This window comes from Streptomyces sp. NPDC053560 (genome assembly GCF_044544605.1).
In the GTDB taxonomy this organism is placed as follows: Bacteria; Actinomycetota; Actinomycetes; order Streptomycetales; family Streptomycetaceae; genus Streptomyces.
The window spans coordinates 489,624-516,379 of the sequence record NZ_JBITXI010000006.1; the positions used below are offsets into that span (position 1 = coordinate 489,624).

Annotated in this window: 19 protein-coding genes; 13 read left to right on the forward strand and 6 right to left on the reverse strand. The window is 73.2% G+C overall.

The window, feature by feature from the left end; translation table 11 throughout:
- Positions 1-119 precede the first annotated feature (119 nt).
- From ispG to ACIGQF_RS17630, 4 genes are all read left to right on the forward strand, one after another.
- Positions 120-1,277, forward strand: coding sequence for a flavodoxin-dependent (E)-4-hydroxy-3-methylbut-2-enyl-diphosphate synthase (ispG, locus tag ACIGQF_RS17615; protein ID WP_361556422.1), 1,158 nt, complete (start codon positions 120-122; stop codon positions 1,275-1,277).
- A 268-nt stretch (positions 1,278-1,545) separates the two neighbouring features.
- Complete coding sequence (locus ACIGQF_RS17620) at positions 1,546-2,388, forward strand: GNAT family N-acetyltransferase (protein WP_399710868.1); 843 nt, start codon at positions 1,546-1,548, stop codon at positions 2,386-2,388.
- Between the two features lie 145 nt (positions 2,389-2,533).
- Entirely contained in the window at positions 2,534-3,067 is a 534-nt protein-coding gene (locus ACIGQF_RS17625) for a GNAT family N-acetyltransferase (RefSeq protein WP_399710870.1), read from the forward strand.
- A 318-nt stretch (positions 3,068-3,385) separates the two neighbouring features.
- Positions 3,386-5,086, forward strand: a complete 1,701-nt coding sequence (locus ACIGQF_RS17630; protein WP_399710872.1) for a proline--tRNA ligase — start codon at positions 3,386-3,388, stop codon at positions 5,084-5,086.
- 127 nt (positions 5,087-5,213) lie between these two features.
- Here the strand turns inward: ACIGQF_RS17630 and ACIGQF_RS17635 are convergent, their stop codons facing one another.
- From ACIGQF_RS17635 to ACIGQF_RS17645, 3 genes are all read right to left on the reverse strand, one after another.
- Complete coding sequence (locus ACIGQF_RS17635; protein WP_399710874.1) at positions 5,214-6,128, reverse strand: aminoglycoside phosphotransferase family protein; 915 nt, start codon at positions 6,126-6,128, stop codon at positions 5,214-5,216.
- Between the two features lie 65 nt (positions 6,129-6,193).
- Positions 6,194-6,691 carry a ferritin-like domain-containing protein gene (locus tag ACIGQF_RS17640; RefSeq protein WP_399710877.1) on the reverse strand — a complete coding sequence of 166 codons (498 nt, stop codon included), beginning with the start codon at positions 6,689-6,691 and terminating at the stop codon, positions 6,194-6,196.
- A complete protein-coding gene (locus ACIGQF_RS17645) occupies positions 6,691-7,230 on the reverse strand; it encodes a hypothetical protein (RefSeq protein WP_399710879.1) in 540 nt (179 codons plus the stop codon). The genes ACIGQF_RS17640 and ACIGQF_RS17645 overlap by 1 nt, the downstream gene beginning before the upstream one ends.
- A 194-nt stretch (positions 7,231-7,424) precedes the next feature.
- Between ACIGQF_RS17645 and rimP the strand changes: the two genes are divergently transcribed.
- From rimP to ACIGQF_RS17690, 9 genes are all read left to right on the forward strand, one after another.
- Entirely contained in the window at positions 7,425-7,973 is a 549-nt protein-coding gene (rimP, locus tag ACIGQF_RS17650) for a ribosome maturation factor RimP (protein ID WP_361556443.1), read from the forward strand.
- A gap of 2 nt (positions 7,974-7,975) precedes the next feature.
- Positions 7,976-8,968, forward strand: coding sequence for a transcription termination factor NusA (gene nusA, locus ACIGQF_RS17655; RefSeq protein WP_399710881.1), 993 nt, complete (start codon positions 7,976-7,978; stop codon positions 8,966-8,968).
- A gap of 152 nt (positions 8,969-9,120) precedes the next feature.
- Positions 9,121-9,399, forward strand: a complete 279-nt coding sequence (locus ACIGQF_RS17660) for a YlxR family protein (protein WP_399710883.1) — start codon at positions 9,121-9,123, stop codon at positions 9,397-9,399.
- 148 nt (positions 9,400-9,547) lie between these two features.
- Positions 9,548-12,625: a translation initiation factor IF-2 gene (gene infB / locus ACIGQF_RS17665; RefSeq protein WP_399710886.1), complete on the forward strand. Its 3,078-nt coding sequence runs from the start codon at positions 9,548-9,550 to the stop codon at positions 12,623-12,625.
- A 194-nt stretch (positions 12,626-12,819) separates the two neighbouring features.
- Positions 12,820-13,116 carry a DUF503 domain-containing protein gene (locus tag ACIGQF_RS17670; RefSeq protein ID WP_399710888.1) on the forward strand — a complete coding sequence of 99 codons (297 nt, stop codon included), beginning with the start codon at positions 12,820-12,822 and terminating at the stop codon, positions 13,114-13,116.
- An 88-nt stretch (positions 13,117-13,204) separates the two neighbouring features.
- On the forward strand, positions 13,205-13,657 hold the full coding sequence (rbfA, locus tag ACIGQF_RS17675; RefSeq protein ID WP_052869301.1) for a 30S ribosome-binding factor RbfA: 453 nt from the start codon (positions 13,205-13,207) through the stop codon (positions 13,655-13,657).
- Positions 13,654-14,580 carry a tRNA pseudouridine(55) synthase TruB gene (gene truB / locus ACIGQF_RS17680; RefSeq protein WP_399710890.1) on the forward strand — a complete coding sequence of 309 codons (927 nt, stop codon included), beginning with the start codon at positions 13,654-13,656 and terminating at the stop codon, positions 14,578-14,580. Before rbfA ends, truB begins: the two co-directional genes overlap by 4 nt.
- 376 nt (positions 14,581-14,956) lie before the next feature.
- The gene (locus ACIGQF_RS17685; RefSeq protein WP_399710892.1) at positions 14,957-19,459 is read left to right on the forward strand and encodes a hypothetical protein; all 4,503 of its coding nucleotides are present in this window, start codon (positions 14,957-14,959) and stop codon (positions 19,457-19,459) included.
- Between the two features lie 184 nt (positions 19,460-19,643).
- Positions 19,644-20,603 carry a bifunctional riboflavin kinase/FAD synthetase gene (locus ACIGQF_RS17690; RefSeq protein WP_399710894.1) on the forward strand — a complete coding sequence of 320 codons (960 nt, stop codon included), beginning with the start codon at positions 19,644-19,646 and terminating at the stop codon, positions 20,601-20,603.
- 146 nt (positions 20,604-20,749) lie between these two features.
- On the opposite strand, the gene ACIGQF_RS17695 is transcribed toward ACIGQF_RS17690, so the two are convergent.
- The 3 genes from ACIGQF_RS17695 to eccE all read right to left on the reverse strand — a co-directional run bounded on the left by ACIGQF_RS17695 (position 20,750) and on the right by eccE (position 26,483).
- Positions 20,750-23,905 (reverse strand): SCO5717 family growth-regulating ATPase, encoded by a 3,156-nt coding sequence (locus ACIGQF_RS17695; RefSeq protein WP_399710896.1) that lies wholly within the window; start codon positions 23,903-23,905, stop codon positions 20,750-20,752.
- A 518-nt stretch (positions 23,906-24,423) separates the two neighbouring features.
- Entirely contained in the window at positions 24,424-25,137 is a 714-nt protein-coding gene (locus ACIGQF_RS17700) for a hypothetical protein (RefSeq protein WP_399710898.1), read from the reverse strand.
- Positions 25,137-26,483 carry a type VII secretion protein EccE gene (gene eccE / locus ACIGQF_RS17705; protein WP_399710900.1) on the reverse strand — a complete coding sequence of 449 codons (1,347 nt, stop codon included), beginning with the start codon at positions 26,481-26,483 and terminating at the stop codon, positions 25,137-25,139. The genes ACIGQF_RS17700 and eccE overlap by 1 nt, the downstream gene beginning before the upstream one ends.
- Positions 26,484-26,756: the final 273 nt, after the last annotated feature.

A 26,756-nucleotide genomic window follows, 5' to 3' on the forward strand; every position in this document is an offset into this window, starting at 1 on the left:
CCGTCCTTTCGGGCGGTGTAAACCTGCGCGATGTGCCTACGGCAATCCCCGTGACGTAACCTCGGCCACGGAGCCCGCCGATCTCGGGTCCTTGATCACACCTTGGGGAAGCTCGTCAGATGACTGCCATCGCGCTGGGAATGCCGGACGTTCCGACCAAGCTCGCCGACCGCCGTGTCAGCCGCAAAATCCACGTCGGGCCGGTGGCCGTGGGCGGTGACGCCCCGGTGTCCGTGCAGTCGATGACGACGACGCGTACGGCGGACATCGGGTCGACGCTGCAGCAGATCGCGGAGCTGACGGCGTCGGGCTGCCAGATCGTGCGGGTGGCGTGCCCGACGCAGGATGACGCGGATGCGCTGCCGGTGATCGCGAAGAAGTCGGGGATCCCGGTGATCGCCGATATTCACTTCCAGCCCAAGTACGTGTTCGCGGCGATCGACGCGGGCTGTGCGGCGGTGCGGGTGAATCCGGGCAACATCAAGCAGTTCGATGACAAGGTCAAGGAGATCGCGAAGGCGGCCAATGACGCGGGGACGCCGATCCGGATCGGGGTGAACGCGGGGTCGCTGGATCGTCGGCTGCTGCAGAAGTACGGGAAGGCCACTCCCGAGGCGCTGGTGGAGTCGGCGCTGTGGGAGGCGTCCCTTTTTGAGGAGCACGGGTTCCGGGACATCAAGATCTCGGTGAAGCACAACGACCCGGTGGTGATGGTCAACGCCTACCGGCAGCTGGCGGCGCAGTGCGATTACCCGCTGCACCTGGGGGTGACCGAGGCGGGCCCGGCGTTCCAGGGCACCATCAAGTCCGCGGTGGCCTTCGGCGCGCTGCTGTCCGAGGGGATCGGTGACACGATCCGGGTGTCGCTGTCGGCGCCGCCGGCGGAGGAGATCAAGGTCGGGATCTCCATCCTGGAGTCGCTGAACCTGCGCCAGCGCCGGCTGGAGATCGTCTCCTGTCCGTCGTGCGGGCGGGCGCAGGTGGATGTGTACAAGCTGGCCGAGGAGGTCACGGCGGGCCTGGACGGCATGGAGGTGCCGCTCCGCGTCGCCGTCATGGGCTGTGTCGTCAACGGTCCGGGGGAGGCTCGCGAGGCCGACCTGGGTGTGGCTTCCGGTAATGGCAAGGGGCAGATCTTCGTGAAGGGCGAGGTCATCAAGACCGTGCCGGAGTCGAAGATCGTGGAGACCCTCATCGAGGAAGCCATGAAGATCGCTGAGCAGATGGAGAAGGACGGGGTGGCGTCGGGGGAGCCTTCGGTGGCGGTGGCGGGCTGAGTTTCCGCCGAGTTTCGCGTCACCTGGCAGGGCCCCTCCCTCTCCCCGCCACCCGGTGCGAGGCCCCTCCCCCACCTCCACCGCACTAAAAGCGAAACTAGCCCCCACCCACCGACCCTCGCGCCCCCTGTGGATAACCGCGAATCACGCCATGCGCCCCTGCCTCTCGCTCCGAGAGCGGCAGGGGCGCATCGCATGAACGCGAGGTACAGTGCCTGGACCTGCTCTCTTACGGCCCCGGCCCTGTCACGGTGAGGCAATCCGACACGTGCTGACGACCACCACGAAGGTCCTTGAGCCCGGGGAGCTCGACGATGCCCTCGCGGTCCTGGACCGCGACCCGGTCGCCAACGCCTTCGTCGCCGCCCGGGTCCAGGTCGCCGGGCTCGACCCCTGGCGGCTCGGCGGCGAGATGTGGGGCTGGTACGACAACGGCCGGCTGGAGTCCCTCTGCTACGCGGGAGCCAACCTCGTCCCCGTCTGCGCCACCCCCGACGCCGTACGCGCCTTCGCCGAGCGCGCCCGCCGCCAGGGCCGCCGCTGCTCTTCCATCGTCGGCCCCGCGGCCCCCACGGCCGAGCTGTGGTCCCTCCTGGAGCCCGCCTGGGGCCCCGCTCGCGAGGTCCGCGCCCACCAGCCGCTGATGGTCACCTCGAAGCCCGCGGCCGACATCGCCCCCGACCCGTACGTCCGCCGCATCCGCAAGGACGAGATGGACCTGATCATGCCCGCGTGCGTGGCCATGTTCACCGAGGAGGTCGGCATCTCCCCGCTGGCGGGCGACGGCGGGCTGCTCTACCAGGCCCGGGTCGCCGAACTGGTCGGCGCCGGCCGCTCCTTCGCCCGCGTCGAGGACGGCCAGGTCGTCTTCAAGGCCGAGATCGGCGCCGCCACGCTGCGCGCCTGCCAGATCCAGGGCGTCTGGGTCGCGCCCGAGTACCGCGGCAAGGGCCTCTCCGAGACCGGCATGGCGGCCGTCCTGCGGTACGCCCTCGCCGACGTCGCGCCCATCGTGAGCCTGTACGTCAACGACTTCAACACCGCGGCGCGTGCCGCGTACCGGCGGGTCGGCTTCGAAGAGGTCGGCGCGTTCATGAGCGTGCTGTTCTGACCCGCGTCGCCCGCCCGCGGTCGCCCGCCCGCTGCCGGGCGACCGGCAGGCCGGGACAGGCCGGTACACCGGGCGACCCGGCGCCTCCCGGCCGTGGTGTCCGGTCCGATCGTGTTCACCGCCCGGGCTGTGTACGCTCCCGACCATGGATGACGTCGTGGTCGGACCGCTCGACCTCGCTGCTCGCGTGGACGAGGCACTGGTCGTGCAGGCGCTCGCCTTCGGCCTGACCGACGACGAGATCGGGGTGCGCCGCCACATCGTGCTGCGTCACCTCACCACCCCCGGAGCGCGCGCCCTGGGCGCCACCACGTCCGAGGGCCGGCTGGCCGGCTTCGTGTACGGCCTGCCCAACGACCGCTCCCATTGGTGGTCCAGCGTCGTCGAGCCGTACCTGCGCAGCAACGGGCAGGACTTCTGGCTGGACGACTCCTTCGTCATCACCGAGCTGCATGTCCACCCCGCGTATCAGAAGCGGGGCATCGGCCGGGCGCTGATCACGCGCATCACCGACGAGGCGCCGTACCCGCGCAGCATCCTCTCCGCGATCGACACCGAGAGCCCGGCCCGCGCGCTGTACCGCTCGCTCGGCTACCAGGACCTCGCCCGCCGCGTGATCTTTCCGAGTGCCCCCGCGCCGTACGCCGTGATGGGCGCCCCACTGCCACTGGCCCGTTGAACGGGCCCTTCGCGGGGGCGTGCCGTCCACGGCAGGCGTGCGTCGACGGTCGGCGCGCAGTCCGGGGCAGGCTTGCCGTCCACGGCAGGCGCGCAGTCCGGTGCAGGCATACCGTCCGCGGCGGGCGCGCTCCCCACGATGGGGCGCGCTACGGGGCCCGTTACCGGTCCCGCTACGTGGCGATTCGAACGTCCCTTTCCCCCTGATCAGGGGATACCCGACTACGCTGCGTCACAATCGCCGCGATACCCATTTCCGTGGGCGAGGTCCCGCCCGATAACCTCGCCCCAGTCACCTTTCTTACGCAGGAGAATCACCATGGCCCAGGTCCAGCGCATGTCCCGATTGATGATCAAGACGCTGCGCGACGACCCGGCCGACGCCGAGACCGCCAGCCACAAGCTGCTCGTCCGCGCCGGGTACGTCCGCCGCACCTCCGCCGGCATCTGGACCTGGCTGCCGCTGGGCAAGAAGGTGCTGGAGAACGTCTCGCGCGTGGTGCGCGAGGAGATGGACGCCATCGGCGCCCAGGAGGTCCTGCTGCCCGCGCTGCTCCCCAAGGAGCCGTACGAGATCAGTGAGCGCTGGGAGGAGTACGGCGACCTGCTCTTCCGTCTGAAGGACCGCAAGGGCGCCGACTACCTCCTCGGCCCCACGCACGAGGAGATCTTCACCCTCACGGTCAAGGACCAGTGCACGTCCTACAAGGACCTGCCGGTCATGCTGTACCAGATCCAGACGAAGTACCGGGACGAGGCGCGTCCCCGCTCCGGTGTGCTGCGCGGCCGCGAGTTCCAGATGAAGGACTCGTACAGCTTCGACACCTCGGACGAGGGCCTGGCGCAGTCGTACGCGCTGCACCGCGCCGCGTACCAGAAGATCTTCGCGCGCCTGGGTCTCGACTACCGCATCGTCTCGGCCGTCTCCGGCGCGATGGGCGGCTCCGCCTCCGAGGAGTTCCTGGCCCCCGCCGCGGCCGGTGAGGACACCTTCGTCGACTGCCCGCGGTGCGACTACGCGGCCAACACCGAGGCCGTCACGGTCAAGGTCGAGCCCGCGGACGCCACCGGCGTCGGCGAGCTGGAGGAGCTGGACACTCCCGACACCCCGACCATCGAGTCGCTCGCCGAGTACCTGGACGTACCGGCCTCCGCCACGCTGAAGAACCTCCTGATCAAGGTCGACGGCGAGATCGTCGCGGTGGGCGTACCGGGCGACCGCGAGGTCGACATGGGCAAGCTCGGCGAGCACCTCGCCCCGGCCGTCGTCGAACTGGTCACCGCCGAGGACTTCACCGGCCGCGAGGACCTGGTCCGCGGCTACGTCGGCCCGCAGGGCCTGGCCGGCAAGGCCTTCCGGTACATCGCCGACCCGCGCGTCGCGCCCGGCACCTCCTGGGTCACCGGTGCCAACAAGGAGGGCAAGCACGCCCGGAACGTCGTCGTCGGCCGTGACTTCGAGGTGGACGACTACCTCGACGTGGTCGTCGTCGAGCCGGGCGACCCCTGCCCCAAGTGCGGCGCCGGGCTGGTCATCGACCGCGCCATCGAGATCGGCCACATCTTCCAGCTGGGCCGCAAGTACGCCGACGCGTTCGAGCTGGACGTGCTCGGTCAGAACGGCAAGCCGGTGCGGGTCACGATGGGCTCGTACGGCATCGGCGTCTCGCGTGCGGTGGCGGCGCTCGCCGAGCAGACCCACGACGAGTCGGGCCTGTGCTGGCCGCGCGAGATCGCCCCGGCGGACGTGCACGTCGTCGCGGCGGGCAAGGCCAAGCAGACGGAGCTGGCGCTGGAGGTCGGCGACAAGCTGGGCGCGGCGGGGCTGCGCGTGCTGGTCGACGACCGGGCCGGGGTCTCCCCGGGCGTGAAGTTCACCGACGCGGAGCTGATCGGTGTCCCGCACATCGTCGTCGCGGGCCGCCGCGCCGCCGAGGGCGTCGTCGAGGTCAAGGACCGGCGCACGGGGGAGCGCGAGGAGATGACGGTCGAGGAGGCGGTTGCGCGCCTGAGCGCGTAGTTTTCCGGCCTCGTTGGCGGGCCCGTGCGGTGACGTGCGGGCCCGTTGCCGTGCCCCGTGTATCGCGGCCTGCCGGCCGCTCGCCCCCGAGCGCCGGGCGGGTTGGTCAGGCCGTACGCGCCCGGCTCTACAGCCAGGTAGCGAACTCCAGCAGCAATTCCCCGCGAGCGCGGTCGTCCGTCGTCGCCGCTCGGAGGCCCGCTTCCACCGCGCCGATGAGGGTCCAGCCGCGGAGGCGGTCGCGGTCGACGTCGAGGGAGTCGGCGAGTTTCGTGACGCGGCGGCGGGCCGCGGCCGCGGCGCCCGTGCCGGCGGCCAGGTCTTCCATGCGGTCCAGGACCAGCCCGACCAGGTCGTACGCGCGTTCCCCGAGTACGGGGCGCGGGCCCACGGCGAGCCAGGGTGTGCGGTGCCCGGCCAGCACCTTGCCCTGGCGGAACGCGCCGTGCAGGAGGACCTCTTCGGAGGCGTCGGCGGGCAGTGCGCGGCGCAGTTCCGCTGCCTCGTCGACCAGCGGGGCCGCGGACGGGACCGCCGCGCCGCGCTCCCGCAGGAGGTCCACCGCGGCGTCCGTACGGGCGGCGAGCGTCTCGAAGGGGTGGCCCTCCGTGGGCGGTACCCAGAGGCGGCGGACCGTCCCCGCCGCCTCCAGCAGGGCCTTCGCCTCGGGCAGTGAGCGCAGCGAGACGCCGCCGCGGAGGCGTTCGATGAGGAGCGCGCCGCTGTCCAGGTCGGCTTGGAGCAGCCGTGCCGCGCCCCAGCCGTCCCAGCGCGCCAGGGCCGCCGCCTCGGCCTCGGCGCCGGGCCGGCCGGGCAGCGGGAACTTCAGCGCGGCGGGCGTGCCGTCCTGCTGCGTCACGAGGACGAGGAGGCTGGCGCGGCCGCCGGGCTCGTGCACGCGCTCGAGGGTCAGCTCCCATGCCGCCAGCCGCTCCGCGACGCGGTCCGGGAGCGAGTCCAGCCAGGCGCGCGCGGGGCTCGCGGGGTCGTCGCCGATCGCGCGCACCAACCGTCTCGGCGGTTCGATGGGTGCCGTTGCCATGCTGGAGCTGTCCCTTTCTTCGGCGGTACCGGGGTGGCCGGTGAGCCCGTACGGCCGCGGCGCGCTCAGAGCGCGTCGGCGGATCCGGTCGCGGTGGGCGACGGGCTGCCGGCCGAGGTCCGTTCGGCGAGCCCAGGGAAGGCTACGCCGCTGCCGCGCCAGCGCACCGCACGCACCGCTGCCTCGCGGAGCGATCCGGCCGCCGCGCGCCGCCGGGCCCCGGCGGAGGCGCGTACGAGGTCCGCGTACGCGCCGGCCACCCGGTCCTCCAGTTCGGCCGCGAGCCGGACGGCCGCCGCCGCGTCGGGCACGGGGAACGGCAGGGCGTACGCCGCGGCCGCCGCCTTCGGCCGGCCGCCGAGCGCGGTGATGCGGCGGCTCAGTTCGTCCCGGCGCGCACGGTGGGCGTCGTAGCCTTTCTGCGCTTCCTCGCGCCGTCCGTCGTCTACCCGCGCCCCCACGACGCCGTACCCGTAGAGCGCGGCGTGTTCGGCGGCCAGGGCGTTCTGCAGGGCGTCCAGCTCGGCCTTCCGCTCCGGGTTCTCGTGCTTCTCCGCCGGCATCAGGCGTTCTTCCCGTCCTTCTCGTCGTGCTCGTCCCGCGCTTCGAGCAGGTGGGCGTGGGCGGCGCCGGCCGCGGCGATCGAGGCGAGCAGCCGCGCGACCTCCGGCGGCGCGCTCACCAGCGCGGCCGTCCGCAGGTCGGCGGTGTGCCGCTCGGCCTCGGCGAGTGCGGCGAGCGCCTTCTTCTCCGTGCCGGGCACCTTCGGTGCGCGCTGCTGCCGCTGCGGTGTACGGGACGGCGAGGCGGTCGCGGAGGGCGTGGCGGTGGGGGAGCCGGTGGCCTCGGGGGTCTCGAACGCCGCGACGTGCCGGGCCACTTCGTCCCGCAGCGGGCGGATCCGCCGTTCCAGGCCGGGGTGCGCGGTCAGCGTCGCGTCGTACCGGGCCAGCAGTGCGCCGCTGTCCCGCGCGCCCTTGTCGAGCAGGGTGCGCCCGGCGGCGCTGTCCATGTCGTCGGACGCGGCGGGCTCCGCGGAGCAGCCCGCGAGCAGCGCCGCGCTCCCGAGCGCGGCGCCCGCCAGCAGGGCCCTTCTCCTCACGTGCGTACTCGGGTGCGTACTCGGCTGCGGCACGGTCCTCTTCCCGGGGGTCTGCGGGTGGTGATCTGGTGATCACCGCAGGCGAGCGTAACCGCGCCCGCGCACGGAATCGTCAGTACCCCGCCGGAACAGATAGGCTTTGGCCAGACACGCGACCATCCCACAACAGCACACGCGGCCGAGGAGTCACCCGGATGAGCACCACCCAGAGCGAGAGGCTGCGCGGACTGCTTGAACCGCTGGTCGCCGCGCGAGACCTGGATCTGGAAGAGATCGAGGTGACCCCCGCGGGCAAGCGGCGTGTGCTGAGGATCGTGGTGGATTCCGACGAGGGCGTCCAGCTGGACGAGTGCGCCGAGCTGAGCCGCGAGATCTCGCAGGCGCTGGACGACGCGGACGCCATGGGGGACGTCGCGTACACCCTTGAGGTCACCTCGCCCGGCGCCGACCGCCCGCTCACCGAGCAGCGGCACTACCGCCGGGCCACCGGCCGCCTGATCAAGGCCCAGTTGCACGAGGGCGGCGAGCTGGTCGCACGGATCATCGCCGTCGACGACGAGGGCCTGGACCTCGAAGTACCGGGCGTGAAGGGGCGCAAGCCCACCGCCCGCCGGGTCGCCTTCAGCGAGATCGCCAAGGCGCGCGTGGAGATCGAGTTCAACCGCAAGACCGCGCCGGGCGCCGCCAAGGACGCGGCCCCCGCGGAAGACGACACCAACGACGAGAGCCAGGAGGAGGCGTAGCCGTGGACATCGACATGAGTGCCCTGCGGGGTTTGGTGCGGGAGAAGGAAATCTCCTTCGACCTGCTGGTGGAGGCCATCGAGTCGGCCCTCCTCATCGCCTACCACCGCACCGAGGGCAGCCGCCGTCACGCGCGCGTGGAGCTGGACCGCAACACCGGTCATGTGACCGTGTGGGCGAAGGAGGACCCGGCCGATCTGGAGGAGGGCGAGGAGCCCCGCGAGTTCGACGACACACCGTCGGGTTTCGGCCGGATCGCGGCGACCACCGCCAAGCAGGTCATCCTGCAGCGGCTGCGGGACGCCGAAGAGGAAGTGACGTTCGGTGAGTACGCCGGGCGTGAGGGTGACGTCGTCACCGGTGTGGTCCAGCAGGGCAAGGACCCCAAGAACATCCTGGTCGACATCGGCAAGCTGGAGGCCATCCTGCCGGTGCAGGAGCAGGTCCCCGGCGAGGACTACGCGCACGGCACGCGTCTGCGCTCGTACGTGGTTCGCGTCGTCAAGGGTGTCCGCGGCCCGTCGGTCACCCTTTCGCGCACCCACCCGAACCTGGTGAAGAAGCTCTTCGCGCTGGAGGTCCCGGAGATCGCGGACGGCTCGGTGGAGATCTCCGCCATCGCCCGCGAGGCCGGCCATCGCACGAAGATCGCCGTGCGTTCCACCCGCTCCGGGCTGAACGCCAAGGGCGCCTGCATCGGCCCGATGGGCGGCCGTGTCCGCAACGTCATGGCCGAGCTGAACGGCGAGAAGATCGACATCGTGGACTGGTCGGACGACCCGGCGGACCTGGTGGCGAACGCGCTGTCGCCGGCCCGGGTCTCCAAGGTCGAGGTCGTGGACCTGGCCGCGCGCTCCGCGCGGGTCACCGTCCCCGACTACCAGCTGTCCCTGGCCATCGGCAAGGAAGGGCAGAATGCCCGGCTCGCCGCCCGGCTCACCGGGTGGCGGATCGACATCCGCCCGGACACCGAGGTGGCCGACCGGCAGGGCTGAGCCGGAGACGTCGGCGGCGGGTGCCGCCGGCGTCATGGCCGGCCGCGGTCGGTTGCCGGCCATGGTCGATTGTCAGCCACGAAGGAATATGAGCGGCCGTTCGGTCCTTACCCCATAGGGGTGAGACCGCTACGGGGAGGTAGACTTAAGCAGTGTCTGGCCGGACGCATGCCCGCGCATGCCCTGAGCGATCGTGTGTGGGATGCCGGGAGCGAGCGGCCAAGGGCGATTTGCTGCGCATCGTGATGATCGATGGTGAGTGCACCCCCGATCCTCGCGGTACGCTGCCCGGCCGGGGTGCCTACGTGCACCCCACACTGGTCTGTCTCGACCTGGCGGTGCGCCGCCGGGCGTTCCCCAGGGCCTTCAGAGGCCCAGGACCGCTCGACACCGCGGCCCTGCGCCGGTATGTCGAGCAGACGACACCGTAAGACAGCACGTCGCACGGAAAACCGTGCGGTCAGGTACCTCGCGAGTCGGAAGTAGGTCGAGATTGCGATGAGCACTCGATGAGTACGCGATGAGTACGCCCATGAAGTAGCGACGGTCCGGTGGACACCCGGACCTAGAAGGAGCGAAGTGGCTAAGGTCCGGGTATACGAACTCGCCAAGGAGTTCGGCGTTGAGAGCAAGGTCGTCATGGCCAAGCTCCAAGAACTTGGTGAATTCGTCCGTTCGGCGTCCTCGACGATCGAGGCGCCGGTTGTTCGCAAGCTGACCGACGCTTTCCAGGCAGGCAACGGCAACGGCCGTGCCGCCGGCAAGCCCCAGGCGCGCAAGGGTGCGCCTGCCAAGCCGTCCGCGCCCTCCCCGGCGCAGGCGGCTCGTCCTGCTGCCCCGAAGCCGGGCGCCCCCAAGCCGGGCCCCGCGGCTCCGGCAGCCCCCGAGGCCCCGAAGGCCCCCGAGGCGCCGAAGAGCAGCAGCACCCCCTCCGCGGCGCCCGCTCCGGGCCCGCGCCCCACGCCCGGCCCGAAGCCGGCTCCCAAGCCCGCTCCGGCCGCGCCCGCGCAGCCCGAGTTCCAGGCTCCGCCGGCCGCCGCGCCGCAGGCGCCGAAGCCCGGTGCCACCCCCGGCCCGCGTCCGGGCGCCCGTCCCGGCCAGGACCGTCAGGACCGCGGCCAGGACCGTGGCCAGGGTCGCGGCGACCGTGGCCCGCGTCCCGGCGGCGACCGTCAGGGTCCGCGCCCCGGCGGCAACCGCCCCCAGGGCCCGCGTCCGGGCAACAACCCCTTCACCTCCGGCGGCTCCACGGGCATGGCCCGTCCGCAGGCCCCCCGTCCCGGCGGCGCGCCGCGCCCCGGCGGCCAGGGCGGCCCCGGCGGCCCGCGTCCGCAGGGCGCCGGTCAGGGTGGTCCCCGTCCCCAGGCGCCGGGCGGTAACCGTCCGACGCCGGGCAGCATGCCCCGTCCGCAGGGCGGCGGCGCCGGCCAGGGCGGTCCCCGTCCCGGCGGCGGCGCGCGTCCGAACCCGGGCATGATGCCGCAGCGTCCGGCGGCCGGCCCGCGTCCGGGCCCCGGCGGCCGTGGTCCCGGCGGCGGTGGCCGTCCGGGTGGCGGCGGCGGTCGTCCCGGCGGTGGCGGCGGCTTCGCCGGCCGTCCCGGTGGCGGCGGCGGTCGTCCGGGTGGCGGCGGCGGTTTCGCCGGCCGTCCCGGTGGCGGCGGTCCCGGTGGCGGCTTCGGCGGCCGTCCGGGCTTCGGCGGCCGTCCGGGTGGTCCCGGTGGCCGTGGTGGCACGCAGGGCGCCTTCGGCCGTCCCGGCGGTCCGGCGCGTCGTGGCCGCAAGTCGAAGCGGCAGCGTCGCCAGGAGTACGAGGCGATGCAGGCTCCGTCGGTGGGCGGCGTCATGCTGCCGCGCGGCAACGGTGCGACGGTTCGCCTGTCGCGCGGTGCCTCGCTGACCGATTTCGCCGAGAAGATCAACGCCAACCCGGCGTCGCTCGTCCAGGTCATGCTGAACCTGGGTGAGATGGTCACCGCGACGCAGTCCGTCTCCGACGAGACGCTCACGCTCCTCGGCGAGGAGATGAACTACGTCGTCGAGATCGTCAGCCCGGAGGAGGAGGACCGCGAGCTGCTCGAGTCCTTCGACATCGAGTTCGGCGAGAACGAGGGCGGCGAGGAGATGCTCGTCGCGCGTCCGCCGGTCGTGACCGTGATGGGTCACGTCGACCACGGTAAGACGCGACTGCTGGACGCGATCCGCAAGACGAACGTCATCGCGGGCGAGGCCGGCGGCATCACGCAGCACATCGGTGCGTACCAGGTCGCGACCGAGGTCAACGACGAAGAGCGTCGCATCACCTTCATCGACACCCCGGGTCACGAGGCGTTCACCGCCATGCGTGCCCGTGGTGCGAAGTCGACCGACATCGCGATCCTCGTGGTGGCGGCCAACGACGGCGTCATGCCGCAGACGATCGAGGCGCTGAACCACGCCAAGGCGGCCGACGTGCCGATCGTCGTCGCGGTCAACAAGATCGACGTCGAGGGTGCCGACCCGACCAAGGTGCGCGGTCAGCTGACCGAGTACGGCCTGGTGGCCGAGGAGTACGGCGGCGACACCATGTTCGTCGACATCTCCGCCCGCCAGGGCCTGCACATCGAGGAACTGCTGGAGGCCGTGGTCCTCACCGCGGACGCCTCGCTCGACCTGCGGGCCAACGCCGAGCAGGACGCGCAGGGTATTGCGATCGAGGCCCACCTCGACCGCGGCCGCGGCGCCGTGGCCACCGTGCTGGTCCAGCGCGGCACGCTGCGGGTCGGCGAGACGATGGTCGTCGGCGACGCCTACGGCCGAGTCCGCGCCATGCTCGACGACAAGGGCAACAACATCCAGGAAGCGGGTCCCTCGACCCCCGTCCTGGTGCTGGGTCTGACCAACGTGCCGGGCGCCGGCGACAACTTCCTGGTTGTCGACGAGGACCGCACCGCGCGTCAGATCGCCGAGAAGCGCGCGGCGCGCGAGCGCAACGCCGCCTTCGCCAAGCGCACCCGTCGCGTGTCCCTCGAGGACCTGGACAAGGTGCTCAAGGCCGGCGAGGTCCAGCAGCTCAACCTCATCATCAAGGGCGACGCGTCCGGTTCGGTCGAAGCCCTGGAGTCCTCGCTGCTCCAGCTCGACGTGGGCGAGGAGGTCGACATCCGCGTGCTGCACCGCGGCGTGGGTGCGGTCACCGAGTCCGACATCAACCTGGCGTCCGGCTCCGATGCGATCGTCATCGGCTTCAACGTCCGCGCCGAAGGCCGCGCGACGCAGATGGCCGAGCGCGAGGGCGTCGACGTCCGGTACTACTCGGTCATCTACCAGGCGATCGAGGAGATCGAGGCGGCCCTGAAGGGCATGCTGAAGCCGGAGTACGAGGAGGTCGAGCTCGGCACGGCGGAGATCCGCGAGGTCTTCAAGTCGTCCAAGCTGGGCAACATCGCGGGTGTTCTCATCCGGTCCGGCGAGGTCAAGCGCAACACCAAGGCGCGCCTGGTCCGCGACGGCAAGGTCATCGCGGAGAACCTCAACATCGAGGGTCTGCGCCGCTTCAAGGACGACGTCACCGAGATCCGCGAAGGCTTCGAGGGCGGTATCAACCTCGGCAACTTCAACGACATCAAGATCGACGACGTCATCGCGACGTACGAGATGCGCGAGAAGCCGCGCGTCTGATCACGCGAGCACTGCCCGCACGCGGTCCGGCCGGCCAGTACGGCGGCCGGGCGGCGAGCGGGACCGGGGCCGGTCGGCGGAGGAAATCCGTCGATCGGCCCCGGCCGTTCCGTGTACGGTTCAGTGACCGATACGCCCCCAGCTGCCGCTGGGAGGTGCCCCCAACGCCCCCCGGGTGGCTCAACCCGAACCGCATGTACGTAGGGACGCTGTCCTTCGACCTCCTCCTCGGCGACGTACGGTCGCTGAAGGAGAAGCGCTCCGTCGTCCGCCCGATCGTCGCCGAGCTGCACCGCAAGTACGCGGTCAGCGTGGCGGAGGTCGGCGACCAGGACCTCTACCGCAGGGCCACGATCGGCCTGGCGGCGGTCTCCGGGGACACGGGGCACCTCACAGACGTACTGGACCGCTGCGAGCGACTGGTCGCCGCGCGTCCCGAAGTGGAGCTGCTGTCGGTACGGCGGCAGTTCCACGGCGACCACGACGACTGACGCTGCGGCCGGCCGGGTATCCGGCCGGCTGTGCGGGCCGTCGGCGCCGCAAGCACCATGGTGGAAAGAAACTAGAAGGAGACGACCAGTGGCCGACAATGCGCGGGCGAAGAGGCTGGCGGACCTCATCCGGGAGGTGGTCGCCCAGAAGCTGCAGCGCGGTGTCAAGGACCCGCGGCTCGGTTCCCACGTGACCATCACGGACACCCGGGTCACCGGCGACCTGCGGGAGGCGACGGTCTTCTACACGGTCTACGGCGACGACGAGGACCGGGCCAGCGCCGCCGCCGGACTGGAGAGCGCCAAGGGCATCCTGCGCTCCGAGGTCGGGCGTGCCGCGGGCACCAAGTTCACGCCGACGCTGACGTTCGTGGCGGACGCCCTCCCCGAGAACGCCAGGACCATCGAGGACCTGCTGGACAAGGCGCGGGCCTCCGACGCCAAGGTCCGGGAGGCGTCCTCGGGCGCCGACTACGCCGGTGAGGCCGACCCGTACCGCAAGCCGGGCGAGGACGACGACGAGGACACCGCCGCCGAATGAAGCAGAAGGTCACAGTGCCGGACGGGCTCGTCATCGTTGACAAGCCGGCCGGCTTCACCTCGCACGACGTCGTGGCGAAGATGCGCGGCATGGCCCGCACCCGCCGGATCGGGCACGCGGGCACGCTGGACCCGATGGCGACGGGCGTGCTCGTCCTGGGGGTCGAGCGCGCCACGAAGCTGCTCGGCCACCTCGCGCTGACGGAGAAGGAGTACGTGGGCACGGTCCGGCTGGGCCAGTCCACCGTCACGGACGACGCCGAGGGCGAGATCACGGAGTCGGCGGGCGCCAAGGAGCTCGGCAGGGACGCCATCCAGGAGCAGATCGACGCGCTGAGTGGCGACATCATGCAGGTGCCGTCCAAGGTCAGCGCGATCAAGATCGACGGGAAGCGGTCCTACGCCCGGGTGCGCGGCGGCGAGGACGTGGAGATACCGGCCCGCCCGGTGACCGTCTCCTCGTTCGTGCTGCACTCCGTGCACGAGACCGAGGCGGAGGACGGCACCCCCGTCACCGACCTGCTGGTCTCCGTCGAGTGCTCCTCGGGCACGTACATCCGTGCCCTCGCCCGTGACATCGGCGCCGGCCTCGGCACCGGCGGGCACCTCACGGCGCTGCGCCGCACCCGCGTCGGCCCGTACAAGCTCGACAAGGCCCGCACGCTGGAGCAGCTTCAGGCGGCCGTGGACGAGCCCGAGGGCACGGGGCTGCCGATCATGCCGATCGGCGAGGCGGCGGCCGCGGCGTTCCCGCGCTGGGACGTCACCGTGCAACAGGCCAAGCTGCTCGGCAACGGCGCGCGCATCCCGATGCCGGTCTTCGACACGGACGGGCCGGTCGCGGCGTTCTCGCCGGACGGAACGTTCCTCGCCCTGCTGGAGAACAAGGGCGGCAAGGCGAAGAGCCTGGCGGTCTTCGTCTGACAGCCGGACGGCGAACGCCGGAGCAGGACGCCGGACGCAGGAGGTGTCCCGTGGGCCCATGCGGCCCACGGGACATTTCTCTTTCCGGGCGTCCGGGCGTCCGGACGTCGCTGCGGGGCGCGGCCGGTCCGCTTTCTTTCCGGTGCGACGTGTCCGCTCTCTTTCCGTGTGCGGCTGGTCCGTTCGAGTGCCTCTTCCGCCGTATCCCTCGCGCGCCGCTCTTTCATCCCTTCGGCCGGGCGCTCGGAGCGAACCGCGGGCGTGGAGAGGGGCGCTTTCGCCGTGCGCCCTGTCCAGGACGATCACCGGCTGCCTACGGTCGAAATGACCCGGTACGCGGTGGCGGGGTCGACCGGCGACAGCGGGAGGTACGGCGATGGTGGTGCAGGCGGCCGACGCGGCGGAAGCGCTGGTGCGCATCCGCGACCTGGCGGGGCGGCCGCGCGGCACGGGCTTTGTCGCCGACCCCGACGGCACGGTGCTGACCAGCCACGAAGCCGTCGACGGCCTGGCCCGTCTGGTCCTGTACGGCGCGGACGGGCGGAGCTGCACCGTCGGTGCCGAAGCCGTCGTCCCCCTCCCGGAGACCGGCCTCGCCCTCGTCCGCACCGGCGGCCTCGGCGTCCCACCGCTGCCGGTCGCCGCGGGCCGCCCCCGGCCGGGCGCGGACGTACGGCTGTACGCGGGCCGGCACGCGGAGGGGGAGCGGGGAGAGCGGTACGGCGCGGCCGATGAGCGCACGGAGGGGGAGCGGGGGGAGTATGCCGCGGCCGACGAACTGCCGGGCCGCATCGTGGGAACCACCGCCGTCACATACACGGCGACCGACCGCCACCACCACCTCGCGGAGGCGGTCGAACTGGCGGTGCGCGGCCCGGGCGGCGAAGCGCTGCGGCTGGGCGGGACGGCCGCGGGCGGCCCGGTGACCGACGCCGGGACCGGGGCGGTGCTGGCGGTGATGGGTACTGCGCTGCACCGGGGGGTGCGCGCGGGCGCCGGGGCCGGCTTGCGTGCGTGCCCGCGTACGGGACCGGAGAGCGGCCGGCCTGCGGGTGGTGAGGCCGGTCCGGACGGCTATGCAATCCCGCTGCATGCCGCGGCCGAGGCGTTCCCGAGGGGCCCGCTCGCCGAGCTGCTGGCCCGAAACGCCGCCACGGTCCCCGCGTACGGCCCCGACCTCAACCTCGCGGGCGCGCTGACCCTCACCACGACCGCCATGGGAACGGCAGGCGGCCCGGGCCCCTGGCGCGACCCGGTCGAACGCCCCGACGTGGCGGAGGAGTTCACGGCCTTCGGAACGAACGACATGAGTGGCGCCCCGTCGGGCGGTGCCGGGTCGGGCCCGGCGGCACGGGTCCTCGCCCTGGTCGGCGATCCCGGTACCGGGCGCAGTACGGAGCTGACGGCGCTCGCCGTCCGCCGCGCGCGGTCCGCCGCGCCCGCCCCGACCGTCCGGCTGCGCGGCGCCGACCTGCGCGCCACGGACCGCGGGCTGCGGGACGCGGTGGGGCGGGCGCTGCGGTCGGCGGGGCGCGTGCTCAGCGCCTCGGGACCGACCCCGGGCGATCCCGCCACGGCGGCGCCCGACGAGGTGGCCGGGCTCGCGCGGGCGGCCGGACGCCCCCTCCTCGTCCTGCTGGACGGCCCGGAGGAACTGCCGCCCGGCCTCGCCCACCGGCTCGCGGACTGGACCCGCGACACGGCCGAGTGGCTGCACGGCACCGGGGCCCAGCTGATCGTCGCCTGCCGCCCCGAGTTCTGGGAGACGGCCGGGGCACTCTTCCCCGCCGCCTTCCTGCACAGGCCGCGCCACCCTGCGGTGACCCCGCCCGGCACACCGGCCGGCGCGCTGCCGCCCTGCGTACGCCTGGGCGACCTGCCGCCGCGCCAGGCCGCCCGGGCCCGTGCCCGGTACGGTCTGCCGGCCGGCGCGCTGACCGCCGCCGACGCCGGGCATCCGCTGGCCCTTCGGCTGCTGGCCGAGGTACGGACGTCCGTGGTGGCGGCCGGCGGGGACACGAAGGCGCTGGGCACGCCCCACCGCCACGAGATCTTCGGCGCCTGCCTGGACCTGCTGTGCCTGCGCGTGGCGGAACGACTGGCGTACGCGGCGCCGGTAAAGGGGCGGACGGGTTCCGCGGAGGGGCGGACGGTTTCGGCCGAGGGGCGAATGCGTGCGGCGGGGGAGGTGCGCCGGGCGGCTGCCCGGGTCGCCGGACGGGCGCACGAGGCGGCCCGCCGCTGTCTCGGGCCCGGCCAGGGGGAACTGGACCGGGCGTCCTTCGACGAGCTCTTCCCCTGGCGCACGGGCTGGGCGTCCGCGGTGCTCGCCGAGGGGCTGCTGGTGCCCGCGGGAGCGGGTTACCGCTTTCCGCACGAGGAGTTCGCCGACTGGCTCCAGGGCGCACACCTCGACGTGGACGACACGCTGGACGCCCTCGTGCACCGGCCGGCACGCGGCCACGCCACGCGGCTGCCCGCCACGGCCGCGCCCGGGGCCGGAGCGGTACCCACGGGCCCGGACACGCCCGTCGTACCGCGGCACCGCATCGGCCCGGTGGTCGAGGCCCTGCTCCTCCTCGGCCGCCGGGTCGGCCCCGAAGCGCTGGGCCGACGCCTGGAGGGCCTGGTGGCGGTGGTCACGGGAGCGGGAGCGGAAGTGGGAGTGGCGAGTGCCGGAGCGGCAAGTGCCGGGGTGGCGGGCGTCGGAGCGGTGAGGGACGCCCGGTGGTGGGCGGAGCATCTGCTCGGCGAGGTCCTGCTGCGGCTGCCCGACGCGGTTCCGTACGCGCGGGTGCTGCATCTGCTCGCGGCCCGCGTGACGGACCGCTCGGCACTGGCCGGCGGCTTCGACCGGACGGGCCTCGACGCGTTCGGCCCCTGGTTCTGGGAACGGCTGCCGCTCGACCCGGCCACCCGCCTCGACCTCGTCCGCCGCCTCCTCCCGGCGGACGGCCCGCCGTCCGCATCGGCGCCGGCCAGCAGGGGAGCGGGCACTGCGTCTCCGGCGACTGCGCCCACGCTGCTCTCGGCCCCTCCCACCCAGGCGGGCCCGGACAGGCACGTCACCCCGACACCGCCCGCCGAGGCCGGTGTACGCACGTCCGGCGTACGCGCCTCCTCTGCGGGGCCGGGAGAGTCCGGCGTACGCGCCACCACTCCCGCGGCGCCCACCGAGCCCGTGGTCCGCGCGTCCGGTGTACGCGCCGCTGCCACGGAGCCCGCCGAGCCCGGCGCTCCGGTCGTCCCCCGCCCGCCCCGCTTCCTCGGGCTCGCGGCGGCGCTGCTGCGTGCCGATCCCCGGCGGGCGCAGCCGCTGCTGTGCCGCTGGTTCGACGACGAGCGTCCGCTGCAGCGCGGGCGGAGCGCCGTGCCGGCCGGGTCCGGCGAAGCCCACGGGCCCGGTGGCGCCCCGCCGCAGGAGCCGACCGTCGCCGCGGCCGCCCAGGCGCTGCTGCACACCCACCGCCGCCGCGCGACCGACGCCCTCACCGAGGCGCTGGCCGCCGCCGCGCACCCGCGCGCCGACGAGCTCCTCACCGCCCTCGCCGAGGACGAACCCGCAGCCCTCTGCCGTGCCGTGGACCGCTGGTCCCGCGACGACCGGCCCGCGCGCCGGGCGGCCGCCGCGACGTACGCGCTCGCCGTGGCCGGGCACGCCGCCGAGGCGGACCGCGAACTGCTGCGCCGGGCCGCCTGCACGCTGCTCGACCGGCCGGGCGACCCGGGCGTGCACGGGCGCGCGCTGGCCCTGCTGGTGGCCGACCGGGCCACCCGTTCCCGGTACTTGGACCGGGCGCTGGCCCGCTTCACGGCGGGTGATCCCGCGCTGCCGCCCGACGCCTTCGCCGCCGCCCTGACCAGTCATCCCGAACCGGTACTCGCCGCCTTCCAGACCCGTCTGCGCCGCTCTCCCACGACCGGCGGCGCGGAGGCCGACGCCGACGTCGCCGCCGAGGCCGTGCTGCGTACCCTCGCCGGCGTCTCGACCCCCGCACTCGCCCGGCGGGCCGCCGCCCTCGTGGACGAGTACGCCATCCGCTTCCCGTGGACGGCGGCACGTCCCGTCGCGGACTTCGTGGCCGGCCGCATGGAGGCGGGGCCCGGCGCCCGTACGGTGCTGCGGCCGCTCGGCGTACGGCTGCTGACCGCGCACGCCGCGCCCGTACGGTGTGCGCTGGTGCCCGTACTGGCCGGTGCGGGCAGCACCGCATCCCGCCCGCTCCGCCAGGAACTGCTGGACGTCCTGCTGGAGCGCGAGCACAACGGTGCGGGCCGCGGCGGGTGCCCGGCCGCCGCGCCCGACCCCACCGTGCTGGACGCGCTGCTGTGCACGGCCGCGCAGGGCGCCGCGCACCGCCCCGAAGCGCGCACCCGGGACCTCGTGCACCGCACCGGCATGCTGCACGTACGGACGACCGAGGGCGCGGCCCGCTTCGACCGGCGCCTGGTCGAGCTGGGCCGCCTGCTGCCGGAGTTCGCCGCGATGGTGCGGACGTGGCTGGCCGACGCGCCGGCGGAGTGGGCCGCCGTCGTGGGCCCCAGCGCCCGCGCCATGCTCGGCCCCCACCACCCGGCGGACCTGCCGCCGCCGCTCTCGCCGCCGCTTTCGCCGCCGTCCGCCGCGCCGTTCCCGTCGCCGTCACCGTCCCCGACGCGGTCGCCGCTCTCGTCACCGCCCCCGGCACGGTCGCCGTTCCCGGCACCGTCACCGCCCCCGGTACCGTCGCCGCCCGCGGCACCGTCCCCGTTCCTGCCACCGCCCCCGGCACCGGCCACGGCGCCCTCCTCCGCGCGGCCTCCCAAGGGCTGCCTCACGCGCCCCGTGGCGCACGGCGCCCTTCGTACGCCTGTCCAGGGCGCCCCGCATCCGGCCTGAGCTCCCGTCCGACATCCGCCCGCACACCCGGCCCCGCCTGCGCGCATCGGCCGCTCCCCGCGCGGCCACCCGAGGTGAGCCCACCCTTCGCGCGAACCACACCCCCCGGCATGGCAGTCTTAGACCTGCGCAATGCCGTATCGGTGTAGTGAACAGACAAGAGTTCGGGCAAGGAGCGGGCACAGTGCAGCGCTGGCGTGGCTTGGAGGACATCCCCGAGGGCTGGGGGCGCAGCGTCGTCACCATCGGCTCCTACGACGGCGTGCACCGCGGGCACCAGCTGATCCTGGGCAAGGCCGTGGCGCGCGCCCGGGAGCTGGGCGTACCGGCCGTGGTGGTCACCTTCGACCCGCACCCCAGCGAGGTGGTCCGGCCCGGCACGCACCCGCCGCTGCTCGCCCCGCACCACCGGCGCGCCGAGCTGATGGCCGAACTGGGCGTGGACGCCGTACTGATCCTCCCCTTCACGAAGGAGTTCTCGAAGCTGGCGCCCGCCGACTTCGTGGTGAAGGTGCTGGTCGACAAGTTGCACGCCAAGCTCGTCGTGGAGGGCCCCAACTTCCGCTTCGGCCACAAGGCCGCGGGCAACGTCGACACCCTGGCCGAGCTCGGCCGCACCTACGACTACGACGTGGAGGTCATCGACCTCTTCGAGCGCGGCGAGGCGGGCGGCGGCGAGCCGTTCTCCTCCACGCTCACCCGCCGGCTGGTCGCGGCCGGTGACATGGCCGGCGCCGCCGAAGTGCTGGGCCGCCCGCACCGCGTCGAGGGCGTCGTCGTCCGGGGTGCCCAGCGCGGCCGCGAACTGGGTTTCCCGACCGCCAACGTCGAGACCCTGCCGCACACCGCCATCCCCGCCGACGGCGTGTACGCGGGCCATCTCCACGTCGAGGGCGAGGCGATGCCCGCGGCGATCTCGGTCGGCACCAACCCGCAGTTCGACGGCAAGATCCGCACGGTCGAGGCGTACGCCATCGACCGCGTGGGGCTCGACCTGTACGGCCTGCACGTCGCCGTGGACTTCGTCGCGTACATCCGCGGCCAGGAGAAGTTCGACACCCTCGACGCGCTGCTGGAGCGGATGGCCCTGGACGTCAAACAGGCCCGCGCGCTGGTGAGCCAGGACCCGCCCACCGCGTCCTGAGGCTTTTCAAGCTTCTGCAACTCCTGCAGCTTCTGCAGCTCTTGCAGCTCCTGCAGCTTCTGACCAGGAATGAGTGAACCCCCTTGCTCAGCAAGGGGGTTCACTCATTCCTCACGCGCTCTGCCGTACGCCGCAGCTACTGCCGGCTACTGCTGCTGCGGGGGCTGCTGCCACGCGGGCTGCGGCCCGGGCTGCCCCGGCGGAGCAGACTGCGGGGGCTGGCCCTGCGGAGGCTGACCCTGCTGGGGCGGCTGCTGGGGGTAGCCGTAGCCGTACGGCCCGCCGGACTGCGGGTTCTGCGGCGGCTGTTGCTGCGGCGGGTACTGCTGCGGAGGCTGCTGCTGCCACCCCGGCTGCGGCCCGGGCTGACCGGGGTACTGCCCCGGCTGGCCAGGCTGTCCCGGCTGCCCGGGGTACTGGCCCGGCCGCCCCGGCTGCCCCGGCTGACCGGGGTGGTGGCCCGGCTGCGGCTGTCCCGGCTGGGGCTGGCCCGGAGCCCCCTGGCCCGGTCCCTGCTGGTACCCGCCCGGCATCGGCGGCGCCGCGTTCGGCGGCTGGGTGCCGCCCTGCTGCTGGGTCCACAGCCCCTGCGCCTGCTGCGCCCGCGAGAAGTCCTCGGCGACCATCGCCGAGAGGTTGAAGTACGCCTCACGGGTCCGCGGCCGCATCATGTCGAGGTCGACCTCGGCGCCCGCCGACAGGTGCTCGTCGAACGGTACGACGACCACGCCGCGGCAGCGCGTCTCGAAGTGCGACACGATGTCCTCGACCTTGATCATCTTTCCGGTCTCGCGCACCCCGGAGATGACCGTGATGCTGCGCGAGACGAGGTCGGCGTAGCCGTGCGCCGACAGCCAGTCCAGCGTCGTACTGGCGCTGCTCGCACCGTCCACCGACGGCGTGGAGATGATGATGAGCTGGTCGGCGAGGTCCAGCACGCCGCGCATCGCGCTGTAGAGCAGGCCCGTACCGGAGTCCGTCAGGATGATCGGGTACTGCTGGCCCAGGATGTCGATGACGCGGCGGTAGTCCTCGTCGTTGAAGGTCGTCGAGACGGCCGGGTCGACGTCGTTGGCCAGGATCTCCAGCCCGGACGGCGCCTGGGAAGTGAACCGCCGGATGTCCATGTAGTTGTTGAGGTACGGGATCGCGGTCACCAGGTCGCGAATGGTCGCCCCGGTCTCCCGCCGCACGCGGCGCCCGAGGGTGCCGGCGTCCGGGTTCGCGTCGATCGCGATGACCTTGTCCTGCCGCTCGGTCGCCAGCGTGGCACCGAGCGCGGTGGTGGTCGTGGTCTTGCCCACGCCGCCCTTGAGGCTGATCACCGCGATGCGGTAGCAGGAGAGTACGGGCGTACGGATCAGCTCCAGCTTGCGCGCCCGCTCGGCCTCCTCCTTCTTGCCGCCGATCTTGAACCGCGAGTTGCCGGGCTGGTTGGCCCCGGGCTTCCGTGCCTTCTGCTTGCCCTTGATCAGCCGTTCCGAGGACAGCTCCACGGCAGCGGTGTACCCGAGCGGCGCGCCGGCCGGCCCGTGACCGCCCTGCCCCTGGCCCGGCTGCTGTCCCTGTCCCTGACCCTGGCCCTGGGCCGGCCAGCCACCGGAACGCGGGTCGCCACCCTGCTGAGGGGCCCCCTGCGCACCGGGGTAACCCTGCGGCCCCGCCTGCTGCGCCTGCTGCCCGTGCGGCGGCTGACCGGGCACAGCGGCCTGACCAGGCACACCGGCCTGACCGGGACCACCGGGCTGACCGTACGGGTTGGGCCGGCCGTTCGGCTGCGCGCCGGGCGGGCCCTGCTGAGCGTTGGGCTGTCCCGGCTGTCCCGGCTGACCGGGCTGGCCCTGCGCGGGCGGCTGCGGATATCCGTAACCGGATTGCTGCGGGTACCCGTACCCCGACTGCGGCCCGGGAGCACCGGGCACACCACCGGGCTGCCCACCCTGCTGGCCGTGCGGCTGCCCGGGCTGCCCCTGCGGCTGTCCCGCCGGCCCCTGCGGCTGCGCGCCGGGCTGCCCCGGCTGGGCGGCGTTCGACTGACCGAGCTGGCCCGGCTGCCCGGGCTGGCCGCCCTGAGCGTGAGGCTGCCCCGGCTGTCCGGGCTGGCCCTGTCCGGGCAGCGGGCCCGGCTGCGCGCCCGGGCCGGCGGCACCGGGAGCCTGCCCGCCCTGCCCCGGCGCGGGGTAGCCGTAACCCCCCTGACCGCCCGGCTGCCCCTGAGCCGGGTAACCGTAGCCGCCCTGCTGAGCCGGCTGACCGGGCTGAGCCTGCGCCGGATAGCCGTAACCACCCTGCTGCGCGGCCTGATTCGGAATGGGCGCCTGGTGCGGAACACCGGCCTGAGGCGGCACACCAGGAGCCGCAGCCCCCGACGCGGGCCCCGGCGCGGGCTGGCCGCCAGGCCCTGCCTGCTGCCCCGGCACAGCACCGCTCGCCGGCGGGAAGCCGTACTCACCCTGGCCTTGGACCTGCCCGTGGTCCTGACCCTGCGAGGGCCACGCACCGGCCGACGGCGTGTCGGGCGACGGCGTACCGGCCGACGGCGCACCGGGCCCCGCGGTCGTGTCAGGCGTGTTCTGCGCCTGCGGATCGGCGGGCTGGAACTCCGGCGGCAGCGGCGGCAACGAAGCCGCGGGCCCCTGCGGCGCGCCCGGCGACCACGCCGAGGCCGACGGCGCACCGTGCGGCGGCGTCGGAGGCGCAGCGTCCTCACTCAACGGCTCAGGCTGCCCGACAACCGCCTCCGAGCCACCCTCACGACCACCGGCACCAGCACCAGCGTCACGCGACTCGCCCCCGGCAGCCCCCTCGACCGAGGTCTCCTTCTCCCCGCCCTGAGAGCCACTGCCGCCAAGCCCCTCAGAGGCACTGGCATCGGCGCCGCTTACCCCACCGGAGCCCTCCGACCCCGCCGTACCGGCAGCCGCCCCGTCACCCGGGCCCCCGCCCGAACTCGCGGCCTCGTCGCCACCCGCGCCACGGCTCCCCGCTCCGCTCGTCGGAGCCGGAGCCGGAGCTGGCGCCGGTGCCGGTGCCGACTCAGGCATCGACGGCGTCACCACCGGAGGAAACAGCGGCTCACCCAGCGGCGGCGGAGGCGGCGGCACCGCACCGGCACCGGCCCCAGTCCCAGAACCGGACCCAGCCCCGGCCCCGGCGCCCGCCCCCGAATCCGAGTTCTGCGTGTACCAAGCAGGCGGGGTGTAGTCGATGGTGAACTCACCCGTCATTTCGGGATCCGCGTCGGACTGATCCTCGCCGGGGGTGATGCCGCCCGTGCGGATCTCGTCCCGATCGCTGCTCACTACGCCTCCTGCTGTGGTCTGGTACCTCTGAATCCCGCGACGCGACACCGTTCATGCGCATCGCCGACACGCCTGCGCCGCATCGCCGGATCCCCCTGACACGCCGGGCGTTCCCGTGGGGTCCCCTGTCGCTTGGACCCAAGCCTAAACGCCACCGCCGACAGCCCGGCAGGCCCGTCTTTGCCCGATACCTGTCTGTTGCCTCAGATTACGCACGTCCCCCGCACGCCATAACCGCGAAGAAAACAACGAGCCGCCCCCCGAAAGAACACCGCCCCCCTAATTCCTCACGAACACCAACCACCCCAACTACCCCAACCCTCGCAACAGCCCCAAAACCCGCACACCATCCGCGTCCCACCCACATCCACCCCGAAGCACGCCCACGAACCGAACACACCCCCTGAGCCCGGCCACCGACCGTCGTACCGCAGGCCGCAGGACAGCCGCTTCACCGACTACTGGTCCCGTGCTCGCCGACCCGTCAGCGTCGCCCGACGGCTCGTCCGGTCTCTGCCTCAGTCGACCCGCCGAGGAGTCCCCAGCAGCCCCGTCTCGGCCTCCGTCGGATGGGTCATCACGTACTGCCGCGCTTGATTGTCGCCGCACCACAGGGTGACCCCGTCGCCGATCGTCGACAGGGCGGAGACATCCGTCTGCGACAGCCCCAGAATGCGTGCGGCCTGCGTGGCCTCGTCCGGAGAGATCCGCTGGAGGCCGACAAGTCCGGCCGCGTTCATCAGCCGGGGAGCCACCGGACTCATGTAGGGCAGCAGCGTCAGGACCGACTGCCAGGGCGCCGAGGAGACCCGCCCGCGCGGCGGCCGCATGCCGCAGTCCCGTACGACGAGCACCGGGCTGCCGACGGTGGCACCCATCGGCGGTACCCGACCCACATCGTGCAGCGTCAGGCACTCCTGCCCGGCGCCCGCCGCATGGGCCACGTTCGTCCACATCTGAGGCCGGCCCGTCTCGACGGCGACGCGCGCCCCTGTACCCGCCGCCCGCAGCGCGAGGGCCTGCGCCGTCCACAACCCGCCGACCAACAGCACATCGAAAGGTGCGGGGTGGTACAGGCCCAGCACAGCCGGACGGTTCTCCGCGTCATGCCCCACCATCAGGCCGTCGTCCCCGAGCGGCAGCGTCAGCGCACCGAGGTCGTCGACCGGCAGCACATGCCGCTCCCGCCGCGGACCGTACAGACCCCGCAGGGCCGAAGTCGCCGAAGCCATCAGCGCGCACCTCCCAGCGGCAGCGTCGCCACCGCACCGGGCAGCTGCTCCCGGTCCAGCCGGACCAGCCCCAGCTTCGCCTCGCGTGCCGCAGCCTCCAACTGGTGCCGTGCCCGCGAGAGTTCGGCGTCCGAGCGCCCGGTCAGCCGTACGTGCCCACTGACCCCGGCCGCGCCGTGCCGGTCGCCGGCCGTCACCGTCAGGCTGAACGTCGAGGCCAGCGTCGGCGCGGAGGTGAGCGCCGACACAAGACGCGGCAGCGGCGTCGCGGAGCGGCCGAGCTCGGGCCAGCGCCCGACCCCGTACGTCGTGTGCAGCCGGTCGTCGCACTTCCACACCCGCGAGGTCTCCTGCGTACGGCGGGCCGGCGCGGCATCGGGCAGACCGGCCCGCGCGGTCGCGACCGGATTGGCGCAGGCGGAGGTCGCCAGCGCAGCCACCAACTCCTGCTCGTCCAGGACCGTGGCCAGAAAGCCCGCCCCTGTGAGCCGACTCGCCAAATGGTCGGTCGCACGCGTCAGACAGCGCTGCGCGCCCGCCAGTCCACCACCCCGCGCCTCGACCGCCTCCCGGCACAGCTCGGGATCGAACTTCAACGCCACCCACATCAACCGCAGCGCGGGCGCCCCCGTCTGCTGCTGCAGCGGCAGATAACTCTGCCGGGCCATCGCATGCTCAGGCAGATGCGGCGCCGGAGCAGGCTGCACATGCTGCACCACCTGCACGGACTCCAACCGGATCCCGTCGACGTCCAGCGCGTCGTGCAGCAATGCCATGGGAAGCGCCCGCGCGCCGCCTGCCGGCCGCAGGGAGGTTCCCTTGGCCTCGACCCGGACCAGGGCTGTCAGGAACGTGCCGTCACCGACCATGCCCACGGTCCGCCGGTTCCGGTCCAGGAATCCGTGCGTGCGCAGTCCCGGCACTGCCTCGACGAGCGGTGCCAGACTCGGATCCACTCGATGATCCAGAGGTCGTGCAGCGCTTCTCCGAGCCCGCAACGCCAGCACCGTGGCCAGCCAGTCCCGCACCGAAAGCCCCCGCCGCCGCAACACGGCGAGCAGCACCAGTGCCACGGCGACCACCATCGCGGGCACAAGAAGCAACAGGTCAACCGCTGCGGCCACGAGGACGATGGCCAGTGCAGCTTCCAGCAGGACCAGTTGCTGCAGTTGAATCGGGCCCATCCGGTTGGCCCGGGACTGTCTCACCAGCGTTGCCGACGCGGGCGCGGCCGGCCGTCCGGTAGTGGTACCGCGGCCCGTGACGCCACGTGTCCGATTCGGACGGGATGCGTGTGATTCGCTCCGGCGTGATCCGGAGGATCGAACCCGCGTCGCTGTTGACATCCCCCGCAGCCCCCTAGTGATCCGCGTTCCATCCCTCATCAAGGGCCTTGAACAGGCCCATCACACTACTACCTGCGCACCTCGACAAGGCCGGGGACTTCGTCCGTGGACAACCGCCCGTTCCGCCCGGTCCTGAAGCGTGCGCCCCGTGCGGTGCGGTGTGCAGATGAGGGCCGCAGGACGTCAACTTCGCGTCCCGTGAGCCTCCCCCGCAATAGGGACCCACTCAACCGAGAGTCACCAGGATTCGGCATAGTAGGACGCTCGGCGCGC